This is a genomic window from Roseateles terrae (assembly GCF_014192155.1).
Classification (GTDB): Bacteria; Pseudomonadota; Gammaproteobacteria; order Burkholderiales; family Burkholderiaceae_C; genus Roseateles; species Roseateles terrae.
This window is the reverse complement of sequence record NZ_JACHXO010000001.1, coordinates 415,913-432,981: the sequence shown is the minus strand read 5'-3', so window position 1 is coordinate 432,981 and position 17,069 is coordinate 415,913. Positions and strand designations below refer to the sequence as shown.

The window sequence follows — 17,069 nt, the reverse complement described above, 5'->3', positions numbered from 1 at the left end:
ACGCATCGGCCGAGTGAAGCCGCCTCTCCCGCTCAGTCCAGCTGACCCGCCCCCATGCGGATTTCCTGCTGTGTCAGCGCGGTGTGAAGCGCCAGACGGGTGGCCGCCAGCAGCGTCTCCAGCGGCAGGCTGGGCGCGCCGGGGTGGTGGGCCGCCTGCTGCGGCAGATACGGAATGTGCATGAAGCCGCTTGGCACGCCCTGGCCCCAGAGCCGGTGCTGCAAGCCGTAGAACACGTGATTGCAGACGAAGGTTCCGGCCGTCTGCGACACCGACGCCGGAAAACCGCCCGCCCGCAGCGCCGCGACCATGGCCTTGATCGGCAGGGTGCTGAAGTAGGCCGCCGGCCCGTCCGCCACCACCGGCTCGTCCACCGGCTGAGCCCCTGCGTTGTCGGGGATGCGGGCGTCGTCGACGTTGATCGCGACCCGCTCCAGCGACAGGTCGCAGCGCCCCCCGGCCTGCCCCACCGCCAGCACCAGCACCGGCCGCACCCGCAGCAGCGCTTCGTCCAGCTGCGTCAGTGCGGCACCGAACACACAAGGCAATTGCACCGCCACGACCTTGGCATCGGCGATGACCTCGCCGGCCAGGCCGTGCGCCAATTCCCACGACGGGTTGAGGGCCTCGCCCCCGAAGGGCTCGAAGCCCGTGATCAGGATGTTCTTCACGGAACCCAGTCTAGCGGGCCTCTCTCCTGCTATTCCTTGTCATCGGTGATCGACAAACGCGTTAGGCTTAGGCCTAGGGCGTCCTTTTGCCTTCACCAGAATCATCGCGGAGACCGCTACATGTCCGACCCGTCCGTGCCGCTGAAATGGCCCCAAACCGAGGCAGGCGCGCTGCCCGAGCCTTCCCGGCCGGCCTCGCTGGGTGCCGCGCCGGTGGCCCGGACAGCGGCACGCCGCAATGCGGACGGCGACTTCGAATGGCCCACGCCCCCCTTCGCCGCCTACCCTCGGCCGAAGCCGCAGCGGGATCCGCTGGCCTGCGAGATCCTCGGCCTGAACGGCAGCCGGACCGTCGGCAAGGTGATCATGATGGTCCCGCAGGAGCGGCTGGCACAGGTGCTGGTGCCGCCGGCCCGCAATGCGATGCCGCTGAAGTTTTCGCAGTTCCGTGCGCTGAAGCTGCTGCACGCGATCGAAGTGCCGCCGCGGGATCCGGCCACCGCCAACGACCCCACCTCCCTGGATCAGCGTCCGCGTGACGAGTTCCGGTTGGTCTATCAGGGCGGTGAAGAATTCAAGGGCACGACCATCGGTCATGTCGAGTCCGAGATCGGCCTGTTCCTGTTCCCTCCTGTCAGCGAGACCAGCGACTGGGTGCGCTGCATGTTCGTGCCGCGCGAGGTGCTGACCAGCTACGAGGTCGGCGACCGGATCGGTGACCTGCTGGTGCGCGAGCAGGTGGCCACCACCGCCCAGGTGGAAGAAGCGGTGCAGGAACAGAAGGACCTGCGCGACCGACGTGTCGGCGACATCCTGGTGGCGACCCACATTGTCAGCAGCGAACAGCTGATGCAGGCCATCGAGCAACAGGCCAAGATGCCGATGGTGCGCATCGGCGAGGCGCTGCTGGCGCTGGAACTGGTCACCCAGGCCCAGCTGGACGAAGCCCTGGCTCAGCAGAAGAACGACCGCTCGGTGCCACTGGGCGAATTGCTGGTGCGCAAGGGCGTGGTCACCCGTGCCCAGTTGCAGTCGGCCCTGGCCCGAAAGATGGGCTACCCGCTGGTGGATGTGGATCACTTCGCCATTGAGCCGGAAGCGGTGGTGAAGCTGCCGGTGTCGGTGGCCCGTCGGCTGGAGGTGCTGCCGCTGGTGGTGCGGGACGGCCGACTGATCGTGGCGATGGAAGACCCGACCCGCCGGGACTGCATCGACGAGGTCGAATTCATCACGCAGCTGAAGGTGGTGCCGGCGCTGGCCCGGGTGGGCTCGCTGCAGTTCGCCCTGCCGTCCGCGTATGAGCGCTACGGCAATCAGGCCCAGTCCGGCCGGGACACCGGTCTGCCGACGCTCGGCATCGAGTTCGAACTGGACAGTTCCGACAAGCTGATCGAGACCCTGGAGCGCGAAGGCCAGGAGCAGGTGGCCCGCGAGGCCGCTCGGGAAGATGAGCGCCCGATCGAGCAGAGCGACAACTCGCTGGTGCGTCTGATCAACAGCATGATCATCGACGCGCACAGCCAGCATGTGTCGGACATCCACATCGAGACCTATCCCGGCAAGGAGAAGGTGCGCATCCGTTTCCGCAAGGACGGGGTGCTGCAGCCTCACCTGGAACTGCCGCACACCTATCGCAGCGCCCTGATCGCCCGGATCAAGATCATGTGTGATCTGGACATCTCCGAGCGCCGCAAGCCGCAGGACGGCAAGATCAACTTTGCGCGGTTCTCGTCGCAGCATGCGATCGAACTGCGGGTGGCCACCATTCCGACCAACAACGGCCTGGAAGATGTGGTGATGCGGATTCTGGCCTCGGCCAGACCGATCCCGATGGAGAAGCTGGGGCTGTCCGCCTACAACTTCGAGCAGCTCAAGATCGCCTCCGCCCGCCCCTACGGCATGGTGCTGTGCGTCGGCCCGACCGGCTCGGGCAAGACCACCACGCTGCACTCGGTGCTGGCGCAGATCAACACCCCCGACCGCAAGGTCTGGACGGCGGAAGATCCGGTCGAAATCACCCAGGCCGGCCTGCGGCAGGTGCAGGTAAATCCGAAGATCGACTGGACCTTCGCCAAGGCGCTGCGCGCCTTCCTGCGGGCCGATCCGGACGTGATCATGGTCGGCGAAATCCGTGACGAGGAGACCGCCGAGATCGCGGTGGAAGCCTCCCTGACCGGTCACCTGGTGCTCTCCACCCTGCACACCAACAGCGCCCCGGAAACGGTGACCCGTCTGCTGGACATGGGCATGGATCCGTTCAACTTCGCGGATTCGCTGCTGGCGGTGCTGGCGCAGCGCCTGGTGCGACGGCTATGCTCGTCCTGTCGCAAGTCCGAGCCGATGCCGGACGAAAAGCTGCAGGAACTGCTGGACGACTACCTGCATGTGTTTACGCCTGAGAACCGCCCGACCCGCGAATCGGTGCTGGCGCAGTGGCAAGGCGCGTATGGCCAGCCGGGCCTGCTGCACTATCACAGCCCCGGCTGCCCGAAGTGCGACAACACCGGCTTCAAGGGCCGTGCGGGTCTGCACGAGCTGCTGGTGGTGTCACGCACGCTGCGTCGCCTGATCCAGACCGGCGCCCGCGCTGAGGAACTGATGCATCAGGGCATGGCTGAAGGCATGCGGACCTTGCGTCAGGACGGCATTGCCAAGGTGCTGCAGGGCGTGACGAGCCTCGCGGAAGTGCGGGCGACAAGTAACCAGTAAGGCGGCCGGAGTGCAGGCGAGCGGCCTCCACCGGCTGCTGTCCGGCGCTGCACGCCCTCCCTACCTGCCCTACCTGCCCGACCTGCCCTAGCCGCGCGAGCCGCCCTGACCGCAGTGACCCGGCAGATCTGATCGGCCGCTGCCGCCCTCCAACGCGCTTTTGCGGATCATGCGGCTCAAGCCGCCGTGGCTGGCCCGGACGATGGCAGCAACGCAAGGATACGGTCCGCCATGCGTTGCGCGGCGCCGCGGTGTGCCGCGGCAAACGTCGTCGCGGCAGCCGCCATACCGGCCCGGCGTGCCGGATCTGCCAGCAGCGCCATCGCTTCCGTCACGGCCTGATCCAGCGTCTCCACGCGGCGGGCCGCACCCGCCTCCAGCGACAACGCGGCCGCTTCCGCAAAATTGAAGGTGTGGGGGCCCATCAGCAGCGGCACGCCACAGGCCGCCGCCTCGATGAGGTTCTGGCCGCCCAGCGGCTCGAAGCTGCCACCGAGCAGCGCAACATCCGACAGGCCGTAATACAGCGCCATTTCGCGCATGGAGTCGCCGAGCCAGACGTCCGCGCTGGCGCCCTCAGCGCTGGGCCCGTCAGACGAGAACCCGCTCCGGCGGATCAGGCTCAAGCCGGACTGCTGGACCAGCGCTGCGACTTCGTCGAAACGTTGTGGATGACGGGGGACGATCAGCAACAGCGGCCGCTGCGCTTCGCTCGACGCCAAATGCGCAGGTGCATGCGGATGCAGCACCGACGGCGACACGGCCCCAGGCAGCGGGTGTGTCACCGACTGCGTTTGCGTTTGCGGCTGCGACCGCGGCTGCGGCCCCGAGTCATCGCTACCGGGGTTGGCGTTTATGGCGGCCCAGCGCGCCAGCAGCGCCGCCTCTTCCCCCTCGCGGGAGACCGCCAGCATCACCACCGGCCGTCCGAGGCGCTCGCGCCAGGACCGCCCCTGTGCCAGCAGGGCCTCATCCGGCTGCAGATCAAACTTCAGATTGCCGCAGACCTGGACCTCCGGCACACCGGCCTGGGTCAGGCGCTGGGCATCTTCCTGCGTCTGCGCCAGGGCCAGGCGCAGCGTGCGTGCCGCCGGCGCCAGCAGCCACTTGAACCGCTCCCCCCGGCGCAAACTCCGCGCGGACAGCCGCGCATTCGCCAGCACCATCGGGACGCCGGCCTGCACAGCGGCCTGCTGCAGGTTGGGCCAGATCTCGGTTTCCATCAGCACGCCGACGGCCGGCTGCGTCCCATGCAGGAAGCGCCGCACCGCGCCGGGCGTGTCAAAGGGCAGCCAGCGCTGCACATCCCCGGGACGCAGCAGCGCCTGGCCGGCCTCGCGACCGGTGGCGGTGGTGTGTGTCAGCAGCAGGCGCAGGCCAGGCCGCGCCTGCCGCAGGCGCTCCACCAGCGGCGCCGCGGCGCGGGTCTCTCCGAGCGAGACGGCATGCACCCAGACGGCACCCGGGGCCACATCCAGCCCGAAGCCGAAGCGCTCCGGCAGATGGGCCCGGTACAGCGGTTCCGCCCGCCCACGGCGCATCAGCCTCAGCAGGTAAAGCGGCGTTCCGAGCCGCAGCACCGTGCTGAAGAAGCCGCGAGCCAGCCGCTCACGCCAGGACTCGCCAGGGGCCCGTGCGGTCACTGCAGATCAGTGGCCGGCGGTGAAGGTGATGTCCGGCTTCACCCGCTTGAGCTGGGCCAGCACTTCCTTCTGGATGCGCTCCAGCGCTTCCTGGGTGTGACCTTCGAAGCGCAGCACCAGCACCGGGGTGGTGTTGGACGCGCGCACCAGGCCGAAACCGTCGTCGTATTCCACCCGCAGGCCGTCGATGGTGATCACGTCCCTGGCGTTGGGGAACTCGGCGATTTCCTTCAGCTTGGCCACCACTTCGTGGTGCTCGCCTTCGGCGCACGGCACGTTCAGTTCCGGCGTGTTGATGCTGTTGGGCAGATCGTTCAGCACCTGGCTGGGGTCGTCGCTGCGCGACAGGATCTCCAGCATGCGGGCGGCGGTGTACATCGCATCGTCGAAGCCATACCAGCGTTCGGCGAAGAAGATGTGACCGGACAGTTCACCGGCCAGCGGAGCACCGGTTTCCTTCAGCTTGGCCTTGGCCAGCGAGTGACCCGTCATCCACATCAGCGGCTTGCCGCCGTGTTCTTCAATCCACGGGCCCAGGCGCTGCGAGCACTTGACGTCGAAGATGATTTCCGAGCCGGGCTTGCGCTTGAGGATGTCGGCCGCCAGCAGCATGATCTGGCGGTCCGGCATGATCATCGTGCCGTCCTTGGTGACGATGCCCAGGCGGTCGCCGTCGCCGTCAAAGGCCAGGCCCAGTTCGGCGTCGGTGGCATGCACCACGCGCTTGAGGTCTTCCAGGTTTTCAGGACGCGACGGATCCGGATGGTGGTTCGGGAAGTCGCCGTCCACCTTGGAGAAGATGTCCACCACTTCGCAGCCCAGGGCGCGCAGGATGGCCGGCGCGGTCGCACCCGGGATGCCGTTGCCGCTGTCCACCACCACCTTCATCGGGCGGGACAGCTTGGCATCGCTGACGATCCGGTGGCTGTATTCCGGCACGATGTCCATCTGGCCGACGCGGCCCTTGCCGGTTTCATAGTCCTCGGCTTCGATGCGGCGCTTCAGGCCCTGGATCTGCTCCCCATACACGGCGGCGCCCTTGAGCACCATCTTGAAGCCGTTGTAGTCCTTGGGGTTGTGGCTGCCGGTGACCTGGATGCCGGAATGGCAGCCATGCTTGCCGCGCGTGGCGGCGACGTAATACAGCATTGGGGTGGTGACCCCACCGATATCCACCACGTCCAGACCGGTCGAGGTCAGCCCGCGGATCAGCGCTTCCACCAGGCCCGGGCCCGACACGCGGCCGTCACGGCCCACGGCCACCGCCGTTTCGCCGGCCAGCTTGGCCTCGGTGCCGAACGCGCGGCCGAGGTGCTCGGCCAGTTCTTCGTTCAGGGTCTGGCCCACAACACCGCGGATGTCATAGGCTTTGAAAATGGAAGCATGAACTTGCATGAGCGTCCCTGTGCAAATGTGATCAAGTAACGAAAACTGGGGCGGATTGTAGGCAGTAGAAACGACTGTCCCGTGTAACCCGGGGTGATGAATCGCGTCGTGGGATGTCATCGGCGCCCGGCAACGGCACGAAACTCGGTTCCAGCCAGCGGCGAGGAGGGCAAGAAACGGACCCGGGTGCAGGCGTCTGGGGAGGCGCTCCTCGATACAGCGGCTCACACGCAACTGTCACGGGGTGTCAGGGACATGTCCGAAAACGGCGAGCGTCCCCCCGGGGCGCTCCCTATGATGCGTTCCATGACCTCCTCCCTGGCCCCCCACCACTGCTACCCGGCCCTGCTGGCCCGGGATGCGCGTTTTGACGGCCAGTGGTTCGTGGCGGTCAAAACCACCGGCATCTACTGCCGGCCGATCTGCCGGGTGCGGGCGCCGAAGATGGAGAACTGCCTGTTTTTCTCCACCGCCAGCCAGGCGGAGGCGGCGCAATTCCGCCCGTGCCTGAAGTGCCGCCCTGAATTGGCGCCTGCTGCCCGCGTCTGGAGCAGCATGGACGCCAGCGAGGTGCTGGCTCGGGAAGCGGCACGCTGGCTGGATGAATGCGCGCCAGATCAGGCCAGCCTGCCGGCGCTGGCGGCACACCTGGGGGTGAGCGAGCGGCATGTGCGGCGCATCTTCACCACGGTGCACGGGGTGGCGCCGCTCCAGTATCTGCAGACGCGGCGACTGCTGCTGGCCAAGCAGTTGCTGACCGATACCCGCCTGCCGGTGTCCCAGGTGGCGCTGGCGGCGGGGTTTGCCAGCCTGCGGCGCTTCAATGCGGCATTTTCGGAGCATTACCGCCTGAGCCCGACGGCGCTGCGCGAGGGCGGCGCACGTCGGCGTGCAGCGGCGGAGGACGAAACGCCGGCGCTGCGGCTGGACCTGCGGCCGCCGCTGCAGACCAGCGCCCTGCTTCAGTTCCTGGCGGCGCGTGCCGTGCCGGGGGTGGAATCGGTGGATGTCGAGGGGCTGCAGGTGCATCGCAGCGTGCGCCTGTCGTCGCTGTCGGAGACGGCCTCTTCGGACCTGGTGGGTTGGCTGTCCGTGCAGTTTCCGCCGGACGGGGCGGAGCGCCCTCAGGTCCGCGTGCGGATGAGCGCCTCGTTGTGGCCGCAGGTGGCGGCCCTCCTGCCGCGCCTGCGGCGGTGGCTGGACCTGGATGCCGATCCGCATGCGATCGCTTCGGCCCTGGGCGACACGCTCGGCCCCGGCGCCCTGGGCCTGCGCCTGCCCGGCACGCTGGACCGGTTCGAGCTGGCCGTCCGCGCGGTGCTGGGACAGCAGGTGACCGTGGCCGCGGCACGGACGCTGGCCACCCGCCTCGTCGCAGCCTTCGGAGAACCGCTGCCGGCGGACCTGGGCGCACCCGCGCCGGTCACCCATGCGTTCCCGTCCGCCACCCGGCTGGCTGCCGCGTCCGTCTATGACATTGCAAGCCTGGGCATGCCCGGTCGCCGGGCGCAGGCGCTGATCCACCTCGCTGCCCAGTGGCCGCGACTGGCTTTCGCACAAGGTCGCGGCAGCATCGAGAACGCCATCGCGGAGCTCGCTGCGCTGCCTGGGCTGGGGCCCTGGACCGCCCACTACATGTTGATGCGGGGCTGGAGCTGGCCCGACGCTTTCCTGCCCGGCGACGTGATCCTGCGGCAACGGCTGGAAAGCCGGACCGGTGGGCCGATGCGCCCGGCCGCGCTGGCCGCTGCGGCGCAGGTCTACGCGCCCTATCGCAGTTACGCGGTGCTGCAACTGTGGCGAGAGGCAACGGCGCTGGGGCGCCCGCCCAAGGCAGGCGCGGGGGCGACTCCGCCGACAGGGAAGCCCGGCACCAAGCCAACGGGCGCGGAGGTGGACGCCAAGGCGAACCCGGCCGCCCAGAACCCGCCCGCTCTTCAGCCGTCGGAACACGTACCAGATCTGGAAGGAACTCTGTGATGCTCAAGACCCTGATGCTCAGTCAGTCCGAGATCGACACGCCGCTCGGCCGCATGCTCCTGGCGCGGGACGCGCAGGGGCTGTGTGGTGTGTGGTTCGAAGCTCAGAAATACCACCCCGGACCGTTGTCCGTCCCGCGCGACGATGCCGATCCCTGCCTGCGCCAGGCCGCCGACTGGCTGCATGCCTACTTCGACGGCAGCCGACGCGCAGCGGCGCATGCCGACGGACTGCCACCGATGTCCCTGATCGGCACACCGTTCCAGCAATCGGTCTGGCGGGCCTTGCTCGACATCCCATCGGGCGAAACGGTCAGTTATGGCGAGCTGGCTGACCGACTGGGCTGCCGGGCCGCTGTCCGCGCGGTGGCCGCGGCGGTGGGCCGCAATCCACTGTCCGTGCTGGTGCCCTGTCATCGTGTCATCGGCAGCAACGGACAATTGACCGGATACGCCGGCGGGCTGCCGCGCAAGCAGGCGCTGCTGGCGCTGGAATGCCACCAGCAGCTGCCGATGGAGGCCCGTGCAACGGACCCAGGCGCGCATCCTCCACCTTCGCCGGCCCCGGCCTTGGCGCCCCCTGCCTCACCCCCTCCACGGACCTCCAGTCCGTGGCCCCAAGGTTCTTTATTCACCTCGTTGGAAGGAGCAGGCGCTTGAAGCAACGCGACCTGAGTGAATTGACGCTGCTGGCGGCCATCTGGGGCGCCTCGTTCCTGTTCATGCGCATCGCCGCACCTGAATTCGGCCCCATCGCCACCGCCTTTGTGCGGGTGGCCGGCGCGTCATTGCTGCTGATGCCGCTGCTGCTGATGCGCGAGGGCTTCGGAGACCTGCGCCGCTTCTGGCCGGGACTGCTGCTGGTGGGACTGCTCAACGGCGCCCTGCCCTTCGCGCTGTTCAGTTTTGCGGCGCTGTCGATCAATGCCGGCATGTCCAGCATCCTGAATGCCACGACGCCGATGTGGGGCGCGCTGGTGGCCTGGGCCTGGTTTGGGCAGCGGCTGGACGCCTCGCGGCTGATGGGCCTGGCGCTGGGCTTCATCGGCGTGGTGGTGCTGGCCTGGGACAAGGCCTCGTTCAAACCGGGTGGCGGAGGCTTCGCCATTCTGGCGGTGTTGCTGGCGACGCTGAGTTACGGCGTGGCCGCGAACGGCACGAAGCGCTTTCTGAGCCAGGCATCGCCCCTGGCGGTGGCCAGCGGCAGCCAGTTTGCCGCGGCCCTGCTGCTGCTGGTGCCGGCATGGCTGCATCAGCCGACACAGATGCCGTCCATGCGCGCCTGGGGGGCCGTGGCCCTGCTGGCCCTGCTGTGCACCAGCGTGGCCTACATCCTGTTCTTCCGGCTGATGAAGCGCGTGGGACCGACCAACACCATTGCCGTCACCTTCCTGATTCCGGTGTTTGCGCTGGTGTGGGGCTTCCTGTTCCTGCACGAAACGCTGACGGTGATGATGGCCATCGGCTGCCTGGTGGTGCTGCTGGGCACCGGGCTCGCGGTGGGCGTGCTGCGTCTGCCGATGCCGCCCGTGACGCGCCCGGCGAAGTAAGACGTCGCCGGGCGGGGCGAGTGGGCTGATCAGCCCTTCAGCAGTTCGTGCAGACCGGCTTCGTCCAGCACGGTCACGCCAAGCTCCTGGGCCTTGTCCAGCTTGGACCCGGCTTCGTCGCCCGCCACGACAAAGCTGGTCTTCTTGGACACTGACCCGCTGACCTTGCCCCCCGCCGCCTCGATCAAGGCCTTGGCTTCGTCGCGGGACAGCGTCGGCAGCGTGCCGGTGAGCACCAGCGTCTTGCCCGCCAGCGGTTGCGGCCCTTGCGGTTCGGCAGCGGCGCCATCGGTCTTGGGATAGTCAACGCCGGCGGCGATCAACTGCTCCACCACCTCACGATTGTGCGGCTCCGCAAAGAAGGCGGCGATGCTCTTGGCCACCACCGGACCGACGTCCTTGACCTCCAGCAACTGCTCTTCCGTCGCTGCCATCAGCGCATCCATGTTGCCAAAGTGCCTCGCCAGATCCTTGGCCGTGGTCTCCCCGACATGCCGGATGCCCAGTGCATACAGGAATCGCGGCAAGGTGGTGGTTTTGCTCTTCTGAAGCGCATCAAAGAGGTTCTGCGCGCTTTTTTCACCCATGCGCTCCAGGGCCGACAGCTTCGCCACGCCCAGCTTGTACAGCCCGGGCAGGCTGGTCACGATGCCGCCGTCCACCAGCTGGTCCACCAGCTTGTCGCCCAGTCCTTCAATATCCATCGCTCGGCGACCGGCAAAGTGCAGCAGCGCCTGCTTGCGCTGCGCCGGGCAGAAGATGCCGCCGCTGCAGCGATGGTCGATGCCGCCCTTCTCACGCAGCACATCGCTGCCGCAAATGGGGCAGTGACGGGGCATGTGGAAGTTGGCCACGTAGGTCTCGCGGGGAGTGTCCACCTTGCCCACGATCTCCGGGATGACGTCCCCGGCCCGCCGCACGATGACCTGATCGCCCACCCGCACCCGCTTGCGGCGCAGCTCGAAGACGTTGTGCAGCGTCGCGTTACTGACCGTCGTGCCGCCGACAAACACCGGCTCCAGCTTGGCCACGGGCGTCAGCTTGCCGGTGCGACCGACCTGGATGTCGATCGCATTCAGCCGGGTGATCTGTTCCTGGGCCGGATACTTGTGCGCGACGGCCCAGCGCGGTTCACGTGAGACGAATCCGAGCCGACGCTGCAACTCGCGGCTGTTGACCTTGTAGACCACACCGTCGATGTCAAACGGCAACTCATCCCGCTTGGCGCCCATCTGCTGGTGGAACTTGACCAGCCCTTCAGCACCGCGCACCACGGCGCGATCTTCCGACACCGGCAGGCCGAAGGACTTGAGCGCCTCCAGCAGCCCGGCATGGGTGCCCGGGATGTCCCAGCCCTGCACATCGCCAAGCCCGTAGGCAAAGAAACTCAGTGGGCGTTGCCGCACCAACTGGGGATCCAGTTGTCGAATGGCGCCCGCCGCCGTGTTGCGCGGGTTGACGAAGGTTTTTTCATTCGCGGCACGCTGACGTTCATTCAGCGCTTCGAAGTCATCCCGGCGCATGTAGACCTCGCCGCGCACTTCCAGCACAGCGGCTTTGGCGCCCTCGCCGGAGAGACGCAGCGGAATCTGGCCGATGGTCCGCACGTTCTGGGTGACGTCCTCGCCAGTCTCGCCATTGCCGCGGGTGGCGGCTTGCATCAGTACGCCATGCTCGTAGCGGAGATTAATGGCCAGACCATCAAATTTCAGTTCAGCGGCGTATTCCACCGGTGCCGCCGCAGGGTCCAGATCGAGTTCGCGGCGCACCCGAGCATCGAAGGTTTCGGCGCCGCTGGCCTCGGTATCGGTCTCGGTGCGGATGGACAGCATCGGCACCGTATGACGCACCGGCACGAACCCGTCGAGCACCTTGCCGCCCACCCGCTGCGTCGGTGAATCCGGCGTCAGCAGGGCCGGATGACGGGTCTCCAGCGCCTGCAGTTCCTGGAACAGCTGGTCGTAGGCGGCGTCCGGGAGGGCTGGCGCGTCCAGCACGTAATACAGATGCGCATGGTGGTGCAGTTGCTCGCGCAGGGCCGCGGCACGGGCGGCAGCTTCCTGGGGGACAGCCTCGTGGGAACGATCGGAATTCATGCCCCGGATTGTGGCTCAGCGCCACTGAGACGGAGGTCACTTGAAGCGCTACGTGTTTGCAGAAGCACCCCCCCTGCATGCATCACGCATGGCCTATGCAGGCTGCTATTTCTATCAATGTTTGGAAGTTATTTTTATCACATCCCCTCCTACGATCCCGTCCCATGTTGATTCTTTCCGGATCGCATCGGCCGCCACACATTCATTCGGAGCATCCGTGGCGCGCTGTGAACTCCACCACCAAGGACCCTTCATGAAACGACATTCTTTTCCTCGCAAGTTCACCGCCCGCGCGGCCCGTCAGCAGGGTTACACGCTGATCGAGCTGTCGATTGCGCTGGCCATCATCTCGGTCATCATCGTCGGCTCGCTGTTTGGCGTGCAGCGGATCCTGGCCAACAACCGTGCGAACAATCTGCTGGCCGAAGTGCCGCGAATCAATGCGGCGCTGGTGGGTGCAGCGGTCAACAGCGCGACGTTCTCTGACATCACCACGAAGCGTGCCGCCGCGCTGGGTGCTTTCTCACCCAACACGGTGGCCTGGAATGGCGACAACGTCACTGTCACCAACTCGTTTGGCGGCGCGCTCTTCATCCAGGGCAACGCGGCCAACTTTGACGGCGTCGGCGGCCCTGACCGTGGCTACATCGTGATCGCAACCGGCATTCCGACCGACATGTGCGCAACCGTGGTCAATGGACTGGCTCCCCTTGCACAAGCGATGTGGGTGGAAACCACAGCTCCGACCGCGGAGCCCGGCAGTGCGCTGACTAACTTCACCGAGGCAAACCTGGTGAAGGGACCCGCCGCAAACGCCGCAGTGAACCTCATCAGGCTGGCTGATAAGTGCCGCGCTGACGGCGAGGGGCCGACCCGCGTCATCAACGCCTTCATCCCTCTGTAATTCCCCTCGCGGTCCGGGCCTGCTCATCACAGGTCCGGACCTTGGTTCGTCCTGAACGGCTCCCCATGAAAACTCTCAGGTTGCTTCCGGTGCTCGTCCTGGGCCTGACCGCGGGTGCGCAGGCTGCGCCCGCATCGGCTCAGGTCGGATCGTCCTCATCGTCTCCGTCGTCTTCCTCGGCATCGCCCCCTGCGTCCTCGGCGACTCCGCCAGTGCCCGTGGTCAAGGTGACCCCAGCGACCCCGGCCACAGCCTCGTCCGCGGCTGTTCCTCCCGCTGCCACGCTCACGCCGGTCGCTGCATCCGCCAGGACGTCGAGTGCGCAGCCCGCTCGTCGGGCAGCGCCTGCCGTCGCCACGGTCGCGGCGGCGGCGGCGATCGCCTCCACCGCGCCCGCCGATGGCGGACGTGCGGCCCTCGCGTCCACCGGTAGTGCGGCGGGCTGGAGCACCAAGCTTTCCGCGGGCACCGGCAACCGCGGCGATGGCGCGGGTCACGCCCACGTCATCAGCGTGATGCCAGGTGGGCGGGGCATGCACGACCCGAATGGCCATGCCGCCAGCAGCACTGCTGCCGATCCGCCCGGTTACGGCGAAGTGGAATGGATCCGCACCCCACGCGCCCAGGCCCAGCTCTCACGTCCCGATGCTTCTTCAGAGGACCACGCCCTGGACGTCCTGCGCAGTGAAGCCCCCTCCGAATGGACGGTTGAGCTGTCGGACCAGACCTTCCGCCAGACGCTGCTGCGCTGGACGCGCGTTGCCAACTGGCAACTGGTCTGGGAAGTGGAACGCGACTTCGCCATTGACGCGCAAGTCACCCTCAACGGCAACTTCCTGGACGCGCTGAACCAGGCCATGACTTCCCTGCGGGACACCGACTATCCGGTGCAGGCCCGCATCAATCCCGACACCCGCGTTGTCCGCGTGGTGCGTTACATGCTCGATGGAGAACGGCGTTGATCCGACTGCCCCACCCTGAACGGGCTTCCGGCCTCGTACCGGGACGCCTGGCCCTGACCCTGGGCTGCGTGCTCACCACCGGCTGCGCCGTGCAGTCCACCCATCTCACCCAGCAGGAATACACCAACAACAAGAACCGCCTCGGACAGTTCCAGACCCTGGCGCGGGAACCACAGCGTCTGCCGGCGCTGGTGCAGGCGGACACTGTGCCGCGCTTCGCCCGGCATTCGGTGCCGCTGCAGCGCGCGTCCACCCTGCCGACCCACATCGGCCAGGTCACCCTGCGCTATCCGGGCCGCCATCCCTTGCCGACGGTGGCCGAACTCATCTCCCGCCTGATCGACATTCCCGTCATCATGACGCCGGACGCGATGACGAGCGCCAGCGACTACGCACCGGGCGGTCTCGCCTCCAGCGAAGCCCAGACGCAGGCGGGTCGTCAGACGACGCCGGGGGCCACCGATCACGCCACGCTGGCGCGGCAGGCCGAAGCCGCTGGTGCGCTGTCACTGGCGGTGCAGGGCCGCGACCTGCAGAACACGATGGAGCTCGACTACTCCGGCCCCCTCTCCGGCCTGCTGGACCTGGTGGCCACCCGCGCCGGCCTGCAATGGGAATACAACGGCGGCAAGATCATCTTCAGCCGTCTGGTGACCCGCTCCATTCTGGTGAAGGCGCTGCCCAACGGCCTCAAGACCAGCGGTTCCATCGACGTCTTTGGCAGCGGCGCATCCAGCAGCGGTGGCGGCGGGGGAAGCGGATCGGGCGGTGGCAGCAGCGGCAGCTCCAGCTCCGGCTCCCTGAACATCGACTTCCAGACCGAAAGCGATTACTGGAGCGGCCTGCGCGATTCGCTCAAGGGCATGCTCTCCGCCCGCGCCCACCTGCAGGTCGATCCCCGCTCCGGCCTGGTGACGGTGACGGACGCGCTGAGCAACGTCGAACGGGTGGAATCCTTCCTGCAGGAAGTCAACACCACCCTGCTGCGCCAGGTCGTGCTGGAAGTGGAAGTGCTGCAGGTCGACCTGACCGACCAATACAGCAATGGCATCAACTGGCAGGCAGTGCTGGGCAAGGCGACGGGCAATCAGTTCAGCCTGACCAGCCCGCAAGGGCCCGGCGCGCTCTCCGGCAATACGCCAGGGTCGCTGTCCTTCCTGCTGGCGCCCTCCTCCTCCCGCAGCTCGCCCAGCCGTCTGGTCGCGGATTCCCTGCAGGAATATGGCAAGGTCTCGACCGCCTATTCCAGCGTGGTGACCACCACCAACCGCATGCCGGTGCCCGTGGGGTCGCTGCAGACGCAGTCCTACGTCAAGCAGACGACGGCCCCCGTGGTGAACGGCACCACCGGCGTGACCACTGCAGGCTCGCTGGTGCCGGGCTCCATCTCCACCGGCCTGGGCCTGATGATCCTGCCGGTCATTCTGGACTCCAACCGCGTGCTGCTCCAGACCGCCATGCAGGTCAGCGAACTGCGGGAGATCAAGGCCTTCACCAGCGGCAGCGGCTCCTCGGCGCAATCGATCCAGCTGCCCAACACGGTCAGCTTCTCGTCGCTGCAACGCGTCAGCGTGCCGGCGGGGCAGACGCTGGTCATGGTGGGTTATGAGCGCGAGCAGGCGCAGGCCGATGACACCGATGTGGTCCGCGGCCTGCTGCCCATCGCCAAGCGCGGCGGCCGCAGCAAGCAAGGCACCGTCATTCTCATCACGCCGCGTCTGACCGACCGCTGAAAGGGAGAGCCATGGCCTTCAATCCTGGCGCCGGCAGCTCCGGCGGCGTAAACCGTGGTGAATTCGCCGGTGCGTCCGATGGCTTCTCCAAGGAGCTCCCCGGCAGCGGCTCGGGCGCCACCGCGCTTGCCAAGACCTGCATCATCGCCGGCACCCGCGTCATCTTCGAGCTGGAATGGAGTCCCACCCAGGACCGCGGGCATCCGGATGCGGAGTTCCAGCGTGCCCGCAAACTGGGCTACAGCTTCGCGACCATGCTGCCGGACAAGAGCCTGATCGGTCTGGCCCGCGGGCTGCAGCCCGGCCCCGGTCGGCCGCATTCCGCAGTGGTGATGCTGATCGAGCGGTTCTCCTCCGGCGGCGCGGAAGCCGTGGTGCTGTCCGCCGGCAATCGGGTGGCCTTCATTGGCCTGATGGACCGGCGGCCCGTGCCGGGCTTTGACCGGCTGGTCAACAACCTGGAATCCGCGCTGGCGCTGCTCAAGGAGTTTCGGGACATCCACATCGACCAGGACGTGCGGGTCGCCACCGACCTGCCCAACGTCGTGGCCAACGGCGAGCCGTTGCAGGTCCAGACCATCTTCGAGATGCCGGAGACCGGCTCGCTGGTGCGTCCCCTTGTCAACCGCATGTTGCGCCGCGCGGTCGCCGGTGGCGTGACGGCGGCGGTGCTGCTCGGCTCCGGCGTGGGTTATACGCTCTGGAGCCAATATCAGCAACGCAAGGCCGCCGAAGCGGCCGCGCGACTTGCACAGGAGAACGATCCGAATCGCCTCTACGAGCGGTCCATCGAGCCGATGCTGCGCAGCGCCGGCCAGCCGGGCAATGCGGTGCTGGACCGCTGGCGCGCGCTGCTCAACCGTGTACCGCTCAGCCGTGAAGGCTGGGCGCTGCAACGCTTCACCTGCAGCCAGTCGAGTCCGGACTGCGAAGCCACCTGGAGCCGCAACTTCGGCAACTTCAGCGACTTCCTGACGCGGCCGCCCCAGGACCCTCAGAGCCCCGACCCGCAGCTCAATGCGGACAACAACAGCAACGACCTGCTCGGCGCCACCATCACCACCCATTACACCTGGGTGGAGAGCGGCCCCGTGCCGGCGGTGCTGGCGCGCGAGCAGCTGCCGCAGGTGGAGACGGTCACCCAGACCTGGGGCAGCCGCTTGCAGGATGTCGCCCTGGTCGCCGGCAGCTCTCAGGCGGCCATGCTCAAACCCGCCCAACTCTTTGGCCCGCCCACCGTCACCAACCTGGGTGTCCTTCATCGCCCGGTGGTGCGCCTGGCCTGGCAGGTGACGGACGGGCTCTGGTCCTTGCCCTCGATCGACCTGTCGCCCACGGCCGTGCCGGACACCCTCACGGTTCAGCTGAACGCCGGCCAGATCACCTACACCCTCACCGGACACATCTATGCCAAAGGCAAAAACTTCTGACGTCGT

Annotated in this window: 11 protein-coding genes and 1 pseudogene; 8 read left to right on the top strand and 4 right to left on the bottom strand. The window is 67.4% G+C overall.

What is annotated here, in order from left to right; genetic code table 11:
* Positions 1–32: 32 nt before the first annotated feature.
* Positions 33–671: a pyroglutamyl-peptidase I gene (gene pcp / locus FHS28_RS01785; RefSeq protein WP_088449366.1), complete on the bottom strand. Its 639-nt coding sequence runs from the start codon at positions 669–671 to the stop codon at positions 33–35.
* 120 nt (positions 672–791) lie between these two features.
* On the opposite strand from pcp, the gene FHS28_RS01780 reads away from it, so the two are divergent.
* The gene (locus tag FHS28_RS01780) at positions 792–3,380 is read left to right on the top strand and encodes a GspE/PulE family protein (RefSeq protein WP_184293992.1); all 2,589 of its coding nucleotides are present in this window, start codon (positions 792–794) and stop codon (positions 3,378–3,380) included.
* Positions 3,381–3,556: 176 nt separating this feature from the next.
* Here the strand turns inward: FHS28_RS01780 and FHS28_RS24005 are convergent, their stop codons facing one another.
* Both FHS28_RS24005 and FHS28_RS01770 read right to left on the bottom strand, forming a co-directional pair.
* Positions 3,557–5,023: a 3-deoxy-D-manno-octulosonic acid transferase gene (locus FHS28_RS24005; RefSeq protein WP_310736724.1), complete on the bottom strand. Its 1,467-nt coding sequence runs from the start codon at positions 5,021–5,023 to the stop codon at positions 3,557–3,559.
* 6 nt (positions 5,024–5,029) lie between these two features.
* A complete protein-coding gene (locus FHS28_RS01770) occupies positions 5,030–6,418 on the bottom strand; it encodes a phosphomannomutase/phosphoglucomutase (RefSeq protein WP_088449367.1) in 1,389 nt (462 codons plus the stop codon).
* A 297-nt stretch (positions 6,419–6,715) separates the two neighbouring features.
* Between FHS28_RS01770 and FHS28_RS01765 the strand changes: the two genes are divergently transcribed.
* The 3 genes and pseudogenes from FHS28_RS01765 to FHS28_RS01755 all read left to right on the top strand — a co-directional run bounded on the left by FHS28_RS01765 (position 6,716) and on the right by FHS28_RS01755 (position 9,938).
* Positions 6,716–8,389, top strand: a complete 1,674-nt coding sequence (locus FHS28_RS01765) for a DNA-3-methyladenine glycosylase 2 family protein (RefSeq protein WP_246409405.1) — start codon at positions 6,716–6,718, stop codon at positions 8,387–8,389.
* Positions 8,389–8,916: pseudogene (locus tag FHS28_RS01760) on the top strand (methylated-DNA--[protein]-cysteine S-methyltransferase); the annotation flags it as partial. The gene FHS28_RS01765 and the pseudogene FHS28_RS01760, both read left to right, overlap by 1 nt.
* Positions 8,917–9,044: 128 nt before the next feature.
* A complete protein-coding gene (locus tag FHS28_RS01755) occupies positions 9,045–9,938 on the top strand; it encodes a DMT family transporter (RefSeq protein WP_088449370.1) in 894 nt (297 codons plus the stop codon).
* 29 nt (positions 9,939–9,967) lie between these two features.
* Here FHS28_RS01755 and ligA read toward each other — a convergent pair whose 3' ends face one another.
* Positions 9,968–12,034, bottom strand: a complete 2,067-nt coding sequence (gene ligA / locus FHS28_RS01750) for an NAD-dependent DNA ligase LigA (protein ID WP_088449371.1) — start codon at positions 12,032–12,034, stop codon at positions 9,968–9,970.
* Between the two features lie 40 nt (positions 12,035–12,074).
* Here ligA and FHS28_RS01745 point away from each other — a divergent pair, with 40 nt between their 5' ends.
* From FHS28_RS01745 to FHS28_RS01730, 4 genes are all read left to right on the top strand, one after another.
* Positions 12,075–12,938 (top strand): prepilin-type N-terminal cleavage/methylation domain-containing protein, encoded by an 864-nt coding sequence (locus tag FHS28_RS01745; protein ID WP_184293991.1) that lies wholly within the window; start codon positions 12,075–12,077, stop codon positions 12,936–12,938.
* 65 nt (positions 12,939–13,003) lie between these two features.
* Positions 13,004–13,900, top strand: coding sequence for a toxin co-regulated pilus biosynthesis Q family protein (locus FHS28_RS01740; RefSeq protein ID WP_088449373.1), 897 nt, complete (start codon positions 13,004–13,006; stop codon positions 13,898–13,900).
* Positions 13,897–15,633, top strand: a complete 1,737-nt coding sequence (locus tag FHS28_RS01735) for a secretin N-terminal domain-containing protein (RefSeq protein WP_088449374.1) — start codon at positions 13,897–13,899, stop codon at positions 15,631–15,633. Before FHS28_RS01740 ends, FHS28_RS01735 begins: the two co-directional genes overlap by 4 nt.
* A gap of 11 nt (positions 15,634–15,644) precedes the next feature.
* Positions 15,645–17,063, top strand: a complete 1,419-nt coding sequence (locus FHS28_RS01730) for a type IV pilus inner membrane component PilO (protein ID WP_088449375.1) — start codon at positions 15,645–15,647, stop codon at positions 17,061–17,063.
* Positions 17,064–17,069: the final 6 nt, after the last annotated feature.